Source organism: Methylotuvimicrobium buryatense 5G, from assembly GCF_000341735.1.
Classification (GTDB): Bacteria; Pseudomonadota; Gammaproteobacteria; order Methylococcales; family Methylomonadaceae; genus Methylotuvimicrobium; species Methylotuvimicrobium buryatense.
In genome coordinates, this window is sequence record NZ_KB455575.1 from 3,085,513 (window position 1) to 3,096,601 (window position 11,089).

Annotated in this window: 10 protein-coding genes; 7 read left to right on the forward strand and 3 right to left on the reverse strand. The window is 54.1% G+C overall.

What is annotated here, in order from left to right:
- Nucleotides 1–455 precede the first annotated feature (455 nt).
- From METBU_RS0113850 to METBU_RS0113860, 3 genes are all read right to left on the reverse strand, one after another.
- Nucleotides 456–932, reverse strand: coding sequence for a DUF3368 domain-containing protein (locus tag METBU_RS0113850; RefSeq protein WP_017841201.1), 477 nt, complete (start codon nucleotides 930–932; stop codon nucleotides 456–458).
- Nucleotides 917–1,255, reverse strand: a complete 339-nt coding sequence (locus METBU_RS0113855) for a UPF0175 family protein (protein ID WP_017841202.1) — start codon at nucleotides 1,253–1,255, stop codon at nucleotides 917–919. Before METBU_RS0113855 ends, METBU_RS0113850 begins: the two co-directional genes overlap by 16 nt.
- Nucleotides 1,256–1,375: 120 nt before the next feature.
- Nucleotides 1,376–2,251: a helix-turn-helix transcriptional regulator gene (locus METBU_RS0113860; protein ID WP_017841203.1), complete on the reverse strand. Its 876-nt coding sequence runs from the start codon at nucleotides 2,249–2,251 to the stop codon at nucleotides 1,376–1,378.
- 317 nt (nucleotides 2,252–2,568) lie between these two features.
- On the opposite strand from METBU_RS0113860, the gene METBU_RS0113865 reads away from it, so the two are divergent.
- From METBU_RS0113865 to METBU_RS28445, 7 genes are all read left to right on the forward strand, one after another.
- The gene (locus METBU_RS0113865; protein WP_017841204.1) at nucleotides 2,569–3,045 is read left to right on the forward strand and encodes a formate dehydrogenase subunit gamma; all 477 of its coding nucleotides are present in this window, start codon (nucleotides 2,569–2,571) and stop codon (nucleotides 3,043–3,045) included.
- Nucleotides 3,042–4,595 carry a formate dehydrogenase beta subunit gene (locus METBU_RS0113870; protein WP_017841205.1) on the forward strand — a complete coding sequence of 518 codons (1,554 nt, stop codon included), beginning with the start codon at nucleotides 3,042–3,044 and terminating at the stop codon, nucleotides 4,593–4,595. Before METBU_RS0113865 ends, METBU_RS0113870 begins: the two co-directional genes overlap by 4 nt.
- Nucleotides 4,596–4,614: 19 nt before the next feature.
- Nucleotides 4,615–7,470, forward strand: a complete 2,856-nt coding sequence (gene fdhF, locus METBU_RS0113875) for a formate dehydrogenase subunit alpha (RefSeq protein WP_017841206.1) — start codon at nucleotides 4,615–4,617, stop codon at nucleotides 7,468–7,470.
- Nucleotides 7,463–8,320, forward strand: a complete 858-nt coding sequence (gene fdhD, locus METBU_RS0113880) for a formate dehydrogenase accessory sulfurtransferase FdhD (protein WP_017841207.1) — start codon at nucleotides 7,463–7,465, stop codon at nucleotides 8,318–8,320. Before fdhF ends, fdhD begins: the two co-directional genes overlap by 8 nt.
- Nucleotides 8,321–8,507: 187 nt before the next feature.
- The gene (locus METBU_RS0113885; RefSeq protein WP_014146724.1) at nucleotides 8,508–8,720 is read left to right on the forward strand and encodes a formate dehydrogenase subunit delta; all 213 of its coding nucleotides are present in this window, start codon (nucleotides 8,508–8,510) and stop codon (nucleotides 8,718–8,720) included.
- Nucleotides 8,721–8,880: 160 nt separating this feature from the next.
- Nucleotides 8,881–9,966 (forward strand): Druantia anti-phage system protein DruA, encoded by a 1,086-nt coding sequence (locus tag METBU_RS28440; protein WP_051056247.1) that lies wholly within the window; start codon nucleotides 8,881–8,883, stop codon nucleotides 9,964–9,966.
- The gene (locus tag METBU_RS28445) at nucleotides 9,957–10,694 is read left to right on the forward strand and encodes an ISAs1 family transposase (RefSeq protein ID WP_138767055.1); all 738 of its coding nucleotides are present in this window, start codon (nucleotides 9,957–9,959) and stop codon (nucleotides 10,692–10,694) included. The genes METBU_RS28440 and METBU_RS28445 overlap by 10 nt, the downstream gene beginning before the upstream one ends.
- The last annotated feature ends 395 nt before the right edge of the window (nucleotides 10,695–11,089 follow it).

The window sequence follows — 11,089 nt, forward strand, 5'->3', positions numbered from 1 at the left end:
GCCTGTCGAGGAACGCCGTAAACCCATCCATGGGGGCTTGGCGACAGCTCGAACGCCAAGGATGGCGTGAATGCAGATTTTGCATGCAGCAAAAATCTGCCCTGCTACCGACATCCTCGCCAAGCACACCCCAAACCCTTTTTGATCCCCAAATTGGGAATTGCTGATACCACCCCCGGCCATCACCGCAAAGAACCCGCCGCAGACACTTGTCAATCGAGCAACCGCGACCGCTTAAAATCGTGCACTTTCGAAATAACAAATGGCGTCCTAAAAACTTCCATCAGAAGCAGTCATATCGTAGTTTTTGCAGATTATGCCTTTCATGTGTTTCGTGGACTAATTGCCGGATTGATGAAGCGGGGGTCTTGCAAAGCGGAATAAGTCGGCTTAGCGTCGACGCAACCCGGCAAGATACCGGCGAGATCGGTTTTCTAGTTGCTGGAACTGGTAGCTCAACCCTCCTTCAATTGGGCAATCACAGCATCTGAAATTCGATACCCCATCTGTCTGAGTTCGGCGATTAAAGCCTCGGCATCGGGAATCAAGGTTTTTCGTTGTGCGGCAAACAATAATGCTGCCGTGCCGACTATCAGTAATTGCTTGCGCAAAGCTTGTTTTCGCGCCAATGCATCATCCAAGATCAACAATGCGTTACCGTTTGTTTGCAAGGCATACTCAATGCTGGATTGCTCGCCCAATCCCAAACTTCTCGATAAAGGGTGTTTAAAGTCCGGATTGTCCACACATTGCAACCACTCCGAAGTCAAAGCCTGTTCGATCAAGAGGGTATCGGCGGATTGCCCCCGTAAACATTCATCGGCAACGGCTTGAGTCATCAATACCTTGCCAAAAAGTGCGGGCAGCAATTGAAGCTGATTTATTTTAGCCAGCGCTATGAGCGGTCCGGCATCGGCTATGACGATAGCCATGAATCCAATGTTTCCAGTTCCTTGGCGGTTTGTTTGTCGGCCACGACAACATCGATATCCAACTGGGTCAAATGGTCGATAAATTCGGATAGGCTCAAACCGCTGATTTGCGCGGCTGCTCCCAATGACAACACTCGGTCTTTAAATAAACTGGCTGCCAAAGCGGGCTTGAGTTGATCATTCAACTCCCCTAGAGAGCTTTTTAAATTTAACAGCAGAGCATTCGGTTTATTGCCTTTTAAGATCAATACCGGTTCTTTTTCGGCATGTCTTAGGGCCTCCGAAGGATTGCGTTTTAAATTCCTGACATTGGTTGCGTACATGGTCGACCCGCTCGGCTAAAAAACTAGAGTGTAGTCCACGCCAGGGGCGAACACAATCGCTTTTTTACGGGATGACTGTGGCAGATGGAGTAGTGTCGGCATAATCTCGGACGTAAGGATTTACCTGAGATTCAATACCACCTTCCCGGCACCGGACAAATCGTAACCGCCCAGCTCTTCGGCTTTTTCGATGAAGGCGGGAGAACGGGTCAGTTCCAGTAGATTCTGGATCGGCGGCTCAAAATAGTCGAAGCGGCGCATCACCAGATCGAATCGTTCTTTCGTCAGCGGAATGAAATCGAGGCGTAGTTGCCGGGCGACCGACTCGACTGCGATGCCGACATCGGCCTTGCCGTTCGAGATCGTCAGGCCGACGTCGATTTCGGTACGCGCAGGTTTATCAGCAATCTTGATAAGCGACTTGTCGACTCCAGCCTTTTCGAACAAATGATCGAGCAAAATCCGGCTGCCGGCACCGCTTTGCCGGTCGATCAACAGCGCTTTTTTTTCGGCGATGTCTTCGAGCGAATGCAACTCTAGCGGATTGCCCGGCGCGACGATCAACCCCTGTTGCCGCCAGGCCCATTCGATCGCTACGACGCCGTGATCCGGAAGTGCATTCTTGATAGCCGGCGTGTTGAATTCGCCGCTGGCGGTGTCGAGCACATGCATGCCGCAGATCAACGCCTCGCCGGACGCGAAGCGGCTTAAGCCTTCCATGCTGCCGGTCGTTTGCATTGCTATCGGCCGACCGCTTTCCCTGAGCGCCCATTCCAGTAGCGGGTCGTGACTGCCTACGACGATCTCGGGAGCGCTTCTCAGCAATGCGTCTTGCGAAACTGATTCGCTGTTTTGCATCAGCCACATGTCGATCAGATAACGCGGAAAAAGCCATTTTCCGGTCACGCGCGTGCACGGAATCTGCTTTTGGTTGATCAGATCGTAAATTTTGCGCTCCTTGACGCGCAAATAATCGGCGACCTCGTGCACGGTCATCATCTCGGACAAAGGGAGAGCCTCGCTGGAAAACTAAAGGGTTCAACAATATAGCGAGCTTAACGGCGTTCCGCAATGAAGGTCTAAGCGGATGAGGTTGGACCGGGATGTATCAGAAAATCTGATTTAACGTCAAAAAAATGTGATTTTTACGTTAAAGATTTTAGGCCTATAATTAATAAGCAAACAATTTATGCATAAATATGTTTATTTATGTGTTTTTTGATATTTAAAAATTACGTGATATTCTCTCAGAACGATCAAACCTATATTCGATATAGCCGTCTAGCGGCTTTCGAACCGGAAAGCGAGGCACCATGACCGAAACCGTTTCCACGCAAAGCACCGTTAAGGAAATCACCCGCGCACTGAAGCATAAGCCGGGCGCGCTGCTGCCGATTTTGCACGATATTCAGCACGCATTGGGCTATATCCCCGCGGACAGTATTCCCGTCATCGCTTCTGAATTGCAGCTATCCCGCGCCGAAGTGCACGGCGTAATCAGTTTTTATCATTACTTCCGTGAAACACCGCCGGGTAAACAGACGATTCATTTGTGTCGAGCCGAATCCTGTCAGGCGATGGGTTCTAAGAAACTCGAAGAACATGTCAAGGCCAAACTAAGCATCGACTATCATGAAACGACACCGGACGGTAAATTTTCGCTAGAACCCGTGTATTGTCTAGGGATGTGCTCCTGCTCTCCGTCTATGCAGATCGGCAACGATGTTTACGGGCGCGTATCCAATGAATCATTCGACAGCGTGATCGACGAGAGGGAGGCTTTGTCATGACTGTGACCGTTTATGTACCGAACGACTCCGGCGCGTTGGCATTAGGCGCAGGCCGAATTGCCGCGGCGATCGATAAGGAAGCGCAGAAACGCGGGTTGGACATCAAGCTGGTCCGCAATGGATCTCGAGGCATGTTTTGGCTGGAACCCTTGGTCGAGGTCGAGACCTCCGAAGGCCGCATCGGCTATGGGCCGGTGCAATCAAAAGACATTTCCGGCCTGTTCGATGCCGATTTCTTGAACGGCGGCACGCATGCGCTCGAAGTCGGCCCGATCGACGAAATCCCTTATTTCAAGAATCAACAACGGCTGACCTTCGCGCGTATCGGTCTCACCGATCCGATCAGTCTCGACGATTATCTGGCCTATGACGGCTATCGCGGCCTGAAAAACGCCCTGGCGATGAGCGGCGCCGACATCGTCCGGCATGTGACCGATTCGGGATTGCGCGGCCGGGGCGGCGCGGCGTTTCCGACCGGTATCAAATGGAACACCGTACTCAATACGCCGAGCGAGCAAAAATACATCATCTGCAATGCCGATGAAGGCGACTCGGGCACGTTCTCCGACCGCATGGTCATGGAAGGCGACCCGTTCGTATTGATCGAAGGCATGACGATCGCAGGGCTAGCGGTCGGCGCGACACAGGGTTATATCTACTTGCGCGTCGAGTATCCGCATGCGCATCGGGCGTTGAATACGGCAATTGCGAAAGCCTATGCGGCCGGCTATCTCGGCGACAACATTCAAGGCAGCGGTAAAAAATTCGATCTCGAAGTGCGTTTGGGCGCCGGCGCCTATATTTGCGGCGAGGAGACTTCGCTGATGGAGAGTCTCGAAGGCAAGCGAGGCCTGGTCCGCTTCAAGCCGCCGTTGCCGGCGATCAGCGGCTTGTTCGGCAAGCCGACCATCGTCAACAACGTGATTTCGCTGGCCTCGGTGCCGATCATTCTCGACAAGGGCGGCGAGTATTACCGCGATTTCGGCATGGGCCGTTCGCGCGGCACGCTGCCGATTCAATTGGCCGGCAACATCAAATATCCGGGCCTCGTCGAACTGGCATTCGGTTTGACCCTGCGCGAGCTGCTCTACGAGTACGGCCGCGGCTCGGCATCGGGTCGGCCGATCAAGGCGGTGCAGGTCGGGGGCCCGCTGGGCGCGTACCTGCCCGAATCGCAATTCGATACGCCGCTCGATTACGAAGCCTTTGCGGCGATTTGGGCCGTCGTCGGTCATGGCGGCATCGTCGTCTTCGACGACACCGTCGACATGGCCGAAATGGCGCGCTACAGCATGGAGTTCTGCGCGATCGAATCCTGCGGCAAATGCACGCCGTGCCGGATCGGATCGACGCGCGGCGAAGAGGTCATCAAAGACATCATCGCCGGCCGCGATCTCCATAAAAACATTCCGCTGCTGCGCGACTTATGCGACACCTTGTTGAACGGTTCGTTATGCGCGCTCGGCGGCATGACGCCCTACCCCGTACTGAGCGCATTGAATCACTTTCCCGAAGACTTCGGGATAACAGAACAAGCCAGCGCAGCTTGACCCCACCGGAGGTACTAACATGTCCCTGAATAAAGAAAAAGACTTTGGAACCCCCGCCAGGGAGGCAGACACACTGGTCACACTGGAAATCGACGGATTTCAGGTGACCGCGCCGGCCGGCACTTCGGTGATGCGCGCTGCGGCCGGCATCGGCATCGACATTCCGAAATTGTGCGCGACCGACAGCATCGAACCGTTCGGCTCGTGCCGCTTGTGTGTCGTGCAAATCGAGGGCGCGCGCGGCATGCCGGCATCCTGCACGACGCCGGTCGCCGAAGGCATGAAGATCGTCACTCAGAACAAGCGCCTGGCCCATGTACGCCGCGGCATCATGGAGCTCTATATTTCCGACCATCCGCTTGATTGCTTGACCTGTTCCGCGAACGGCGACTGCGAACTGCAGGACATGGCCGGCGCGGTGGGCCTCCGCGAAATACGCTACAACCCGCAAGGCAAAAATCATTTGCAAGCGATCAAGGACGAGAGCAATCCGTATTTCAGTTTCGATCCGTCCAAATGTATCGTTTGTTCGCGTTGCGTCAGAGCCTGTGAAGAAACGCAAGGCACCTTCGCCTTGACGATCGACGGACGCGGTTTCGATTCCAAAGTTTCGCCCGGTCAAAACGAGGCGTTCATGGACTCCGAATGTGTTTCCTGCGGCGCTTGCGTGCAAGCCTGCCCGACCGCGGCCCTGATGGAAAAATCGGTGATCGAACATGGCACGCCCGAGCATGCCACCGTGACGACCTGCGCGTATTGCGGCGTCGGCTGTTCGTTCCGCGCCGAAATGAAAGGCGATCAATTGATTCGCATGGTGCCGCACAAGGACGGCAAGGCCAATCACGGTCATTCCTGCGTTAAAGGCCGTTTCGCGTTCGGCTACGCAACGCACAAGGATCGCATCACGACGCCGATGATTCGCAAAAGCATCACGGACCCGTGGCAGGAAGTCGGCTGGGAAGAGGCGATCAATTATGCCGCTTCCGAGTTGAAACGGATACAAGCCCAATACGGCAAGGATTCGATCGGCGGCATCACGTCGTCGCGCTGCACGAACGAAGAGACTTATCTGGTGCAAAAACTGGTTCGCGCCGGCTTCGGCAACAACAATGTCGACACTTGCGCGCGCGTCTGTCATTCGCCGACCGGTTACGGTCTGAAGCAGACCTTCGGCGAATCGTCCGGCACGCAGAACTTCGACTCGGTCATGAAGTCCGACGTGATCATGGTCATCGGCGCGAATCCGACCGACGGCCATCCGGTGTTCGGCTCGTTAATGAAAAAGCGTCTGCGTCAAGGCGCCAAACTGATCGTCGTCGACCCGCGCGAAATCGATCTGGTCAAAAACTCGCCGCATGTCAAAGCCGATTATCATTTGAAACTGCGCCCGGGCACCAACGTCGCGCTGATCAATGCGCTCGGCCATGTCGTCGTGACCGAAAACCTGCTCGACGAAGTCTTCATTGAAGAGCGCTGCGACACGGCGGCATTCGCCAAATGGAAAATCTTCATCGCCGATCCTCGTCATGCACCCGAGCAAGCCGAAGCGGTCACCGGCGTTCCGGCCGCCGATGTCCGCGCCGCGGCGCGTCTTTATGCCACCGCCGGTAATGGCGCGATTTACTACGGCTTGGGTGTTACCGAGCACAGCCAAGGTTCGACGACCGTGATCGGCATCGCGAATCTGGCGATGGCGACCGGTAATCTCGGACGCGAAGGCGTCGGCGTCAATCCGTTGCGAGGTCAAAACAATGTGCAAGGTTCGTGCGACATGGGCTCGTTCCCGCACGAATTTCCGGGCTACCGTCATGTCTCCGACGACGACACGCGCCGTCTGTTCGAGAATGACTGGAACGTGATTCTCGAATCCGAGCCGGGCCTGCGCATTCCGAACATGTTCGATGCCGCATCCGACGGCACTTTCATGGGGCTCTACGTCGAAGGCGAGGATATTGCGCAATCGGACCCCGACATCCAACACGTCCATCACGCTTTGAGATCGATGGAATGCGTGATCGTACAGGATCTATTCCTGAACGAAACGGCCAAGTTCGCGCATGTTTTCCTGCCCGGGTCGTCGTTCCTCGAGAAAAACGGCACGTTCACGAACGCCGAACGACGTATCTCGCCGGTGCGCAAGGTCATGAAGCCATTGGCCGGTTACGAAGACTGGCAGGTCACGCAGTTGCTCGCGAATGCTATGGGCTATCCGATGAATTACAGCCATCCGTCCCAAATCATGGACGAGATCGCTAGGCTGACGCCGACATTCGCCGGCGTCAGCTACGAAAAAATCGATCGCCTCGGCAGCATCCAATGGCCGTGCAACGAAGAAAATCCTGCGGGTACTCCTACGATGCATGCCCATGAGTTCATGCGTCCGAACGGCAAGGGCCTGTTCATGCTGACCGAATATGTCGCGACCGAAGAACGCACGACGCGGATGTTCCCGCTGATTTTGACGACCGGCCGCATCCTGTCTCAATACAATGTCGGCGCGCAAACACGCCGAACCGAAAATGTCGCGTGGCATGCCGAGGACAGGCTGGAAATTCATCCGCACGATGCGGAGGATCGCGGCATCATCGACGGCGATTGGGTGGGCATCAAGAGCCGTTCCGGAGAAACGGTATTACGCGCATTGATCAGCGAACGCGTACAGCCGGGCGTCGTCTATACGACTTTCCATTTCCCGGAATCGGGCGCGAACGTGATCACGACCGACAATTCCGACTGGGCGACCAATTGTCCGGAATACAAAGTCACCCCGGTGCAAGTATCGAAAGTCACGCAGCCTTCCGAATGGCAAAAACAGTACAGCGACTTTTCGAAGCAGCAATTGGAATTGTTGGAGCAAGGCACGCATCATGCTTGATCTTGCGGCACCCGAATCATCTGCGTGGGAACTGGGCTGGCCGAGTTATCGGCAATGCCCGGTAGAGCGCTGGCAGGGCGGACGGCATAGCGTGCAACAGGATTACATCGCCGAGGAAGTGCCGGTGTCGCTGGTCTATAACGGCGTGCCGCATGTCGTGATGCTGGCGACGCCGACTAATTTGGAAGAGTTCGCGCTCGGCTTCAGCATCACCGAAGATATTGTCCGTCATCCGGCCGAGATTCTGAGCACGCGGGTTTACAACCGCAAGGACGGCATCGAAGTACGTCTTAAAATCCCCGAACAGCGCAGGCAAGGTATGGCCGATAAAGGCCACAACTTGACCGGGCGGACCGGTTGCGGCTTGTGCGGGGCTAGCACCTTGCAACAAGCCGTCCGTCATCCCGAACCGGTATCGGGCGGTGCTTCGGTAACGTCTGCCGAATTGTTATCGGCATTGGACGAGTTGACGCAGCATCAGCAACTCAACCGATTGACCGGCGCCGTGCATGCGGCCGCATGGGTCTTGCCTGGCCGGGGCATTCAAACCATACGCGAGGATGTCGGGCGCCACAATGCCTTGGATAAACTGATCGGGGCATTATTGAGGACAGGACGAAATCCGGCCGACGGTTTTGTGATCGTCACGAGCCGGGCCAGTTACGAAATGGTCCAAAAAACCGCCGTGGCCGGCATTGGCTTGTTGGCCGCGATTTCCGCGCCGACAGGACTTGCGATACGGTTGGCCGAGGAGACCGGCCTGACGCTGGTCGGCTTCGCCCGAGAAGACCGGCATGTCGTCTACAGCCATTCGCATCGGCTGATCCACCGAGAAGCCGATTTGGTTTGAAATTAGCCCTGTAATGGTTTCACGAAAAGCACGAAAGAATCGGACGTAGGAAAGGAGTGCAAAAGCTTCAGCTTTTGCCTAAAAAAGCTAAAGCTTTTTTACTCCACCATGGTTGAAACGGGTAGCCAATAAATCCTATGAATCATATCCTTTAAGAAAATTTTGTCGCGTACAAAGGCAGACAATCATGCAGATAGAAAAACTCATCAAAATGGCCAATGCAATCGGCGAATTCTTCAATGCGGACCCTGATAAGGAGGCCGCCGTCGAGAGCATAAAAAATCATCTACTACGCGCCTGGGAACCCCGGATGCGCCGCGAAATCATCGATTATTGCCGAAAAGACGGAAACGGCCTGGCCGAGCCGGTCAAGCAGGCCGTTCTGAAATTAGAAGTCTAACTCTAAGGATTTCGTGATAAATAATGCCCAGGAACTATGAGCGTTGTTCAGGGTTCGGCACGGCGGAACAGTTCTCTATAACTTTACATGATAAATCAATGAAATATAACTAATCCTGGACAAACCTACATTTTTCAGATATAAAGCATCCTGACATTCTATGTTTGGGATACCCGCTTTGAACCTTCAAGAGATCATCGTACAACCAGTTCAGTCGGAAGAGCAGGAACGTTTTCAGTCATTAATGAAGGCACACCACTATCTGGGTGCTTTACCAAAGATCGGACATACCTTGTGGTATGTCGCCAGCTATCATAATCAATGGCTGGCACTCATCAGCTTTTCCGCCGCCGCCTGGAAATGTGCAGCGCGTGATCAGTGGATCGGTTGGAGCTATCGGGTTCAATATGATCGCCTTCACCTGATTGCTAACAATAGTCGCTTTNTGATTCTCCCCGAGCACCATTATCCTAACCTTGCGTCCCGGGTTCTTTCCTTATGTGAACGGCGAATTTCTCAGGATTGGCAGCAACGCTTCGGTTACCCCTTATTATTGCTAGAAACTTTCGTTGATCCTCAGTTGTTTCATGGCACGATTTATCGTGCTTCTAACTGGGTGCATGTCGGCGATACCCGTGGTTACCGTCGGATTCGCCAAGGCTATAGCCCTAGCGCTCAACAGCCCAAGCAGGTTTTTGTTAGACCCTTGGAAAAGCGCGCTCAAACTCACTTGTCGCAACCTATGCTTAGCCCCTGTTATGGCTATGGAGCACCAAAAATCATGCTAACCGCCGATCAAATGCGCACTTTACCAGAGTTCTTTCTTGATATTCCTGACCCGCGGCGTAAGCAGGGACAGCGTCATTCTCTGCCGTGTATTCTGGCTCTTGCCACAGCTGCCGTGCTCTGTGGAATGGAAGGCTATAAAGCGATTGGCAGCTGGGCGGATGACTTAGGCCAAAAAGCGCGAGCCCGTTTTGGCTGTCGCAAACGCAATGGGCGTTATCAGGTACCCAGTCGCACCACCTTTAGAGAAACCTTAATTAGCGTCGATCCCGCACAACTCGATCTTGCGCTGCAAGGCTGGAACGAACAATTCGCCGAAGCCGACGAAGGCTTGGCCGTCGACGGTAAAACCCTGCGTAACGCGATTGATGAAGACGGTCGTCAAACACACATCCTGGGCGTCGTCGGGCATCAGACGGGACGCTGCCACACTCAAAAAAAGTCGGTGCTTTGCCTGTAGAGGGAAGCGATGAACTTAAACAGACCAACGAAATCGGGATGTTCATCCCGGTTATGGATGCCCTGGCAAATATTGCCGATAAAACGATCACCGGCGACGCTCTTTTAACACAGCGTAAACTGGCGCACTATCTGGTCGAAGACCGGCAGGCCCATTATGTATTTACCGCCAAAGACAACCAACCCACAGTCGCCCAGGATATTCGCCTGGCCTTTGAAAATCGCCAAGCGCCTGACTATAGCGAGCCCTACACCTTAACGCATGGTCGTATTGAGTCACGCTCTATTTGGACGTCTACGCTCCTGAACAACTACCTTGATTTCCCTTTCGTCGGGCAAATATTTGCCATACAACGCCATACCATCGACAAAAAAAGCGGCCAAGAAACCTTTGAGATGGCTTACGGCCTGACCAGTCATTCGCCGATGAGCGCCAACGCTGAACAAGTGCTCAAGTTCAATAGAGATCATTGGGGCGTTGAGAGTCATCATTACCTACTGGATTGGAATTGGAATGAAGATCGTTGCAGGATAAGCAAAGGCCATGGACCTGAAAACATAACCTGTCTGCGCAGATTTGCCGCAGGGTTGATTAAGTCCATGAGTAAAGACAGTGTGGCAGCCACTACCGAAAAGCTGGCGCGTAATGTACGACGGGTATTCGATTACCTACGCATGACAGAGAATTCGAGAAAGGTTATATTGCGATACCAAAGTCAAGAAGTTTAGAACGGTTTCGCCGTGCAGGGTTCGGTAACTCGCTTGACAGGACGCCATGAATACGTCCGTGTAGGCTTGACGGCGGCGACTAATTGCCATGGATGGCATGAATGCAGATTTTGCAGGAGCAAAAATCTGCCCTGCCTCCGACATCTGCCAATCGAGCAACCGAACCCTCCGTAACGTTCATGAAGGCCTGGCCATCGCCCCGGCAAATGAAAGTTCTCTGGTGGGGAGGGTACGGTCACTCGCCCGACAGGACGCCGTGAATACGTCCCTGTAGGCTCGACGGCGGCTTTCCCTGCCGCCGACGCCTGTCGGTCGAGCAACCGCACCCTCTCCGGAACCGGCATTTGCTCTGTCGAGCGCCGTATATCGAAAAATTAGATAAAGGGTCTATATCT

What these genes read in the sequence shown, in the direction of transcription:
- fdhD (WP_017841207.1), top strand. Translation starts at nt 7,463, where the DNA reads ATGCTTGATCTTGCGGCACCCGAATCATCTGCGTGGGAACTGGGCTGG.
- METBU_RS0113865 (WP_017841204.1), top strand. Translation starts at nt 2,569, where the DNA reads ATGACCGAAACCGTTTCCACGCAAAGCACCGTTAAGGAAATCACCCGC.
- fdhF (WP_017841206.1), top strand. Translation starts at nt 4,615, where the DNA reads ATGTCCCTGAATAAAGAAAAAGACTTTGGAACCCCCGCCAGGGAGGCA.
- METBU_RS0113860 (WP_017841203.1), bottom strand. Translation starts at nt 2,251, where the DNA reads ATGACCGTGCACGAGGTCGCCGATTATTTGCGCGTCAAGGAGCGCAAA.
- METBU_RS0113855 (WP_017841202.1), bottom strand. Translation starts at nt 1,255, where the DNA reads ATGTACGCAACCAATGTCAGGAATTTAAAACGCAATCCTTCGGAGGCC.
- METBU_RS0113885 (WP_014146724.1), top strand. Translation starts at nt 8,508, where the DNA reads ATGCAGATAGAAAAACTCATCAAAATGGCCAATGCAATCGGCGAATTC.
- METBU_RS0113870 (WP_017841205.1), top strand. Translation starts at nt 3,042, where the DNA reads ATGACTGTGACCGTTTATGTACCGAACGACTCCGGCGCGTTGGCATTA.
- METBU_RS0113850 (WP_017841201.1), bottom strand. Translation starts at nt 932, where the DNA reads ATGGCTATCGTCATAGCCGATGCCGGACCGCTCATAGCGCTGGCTAAA.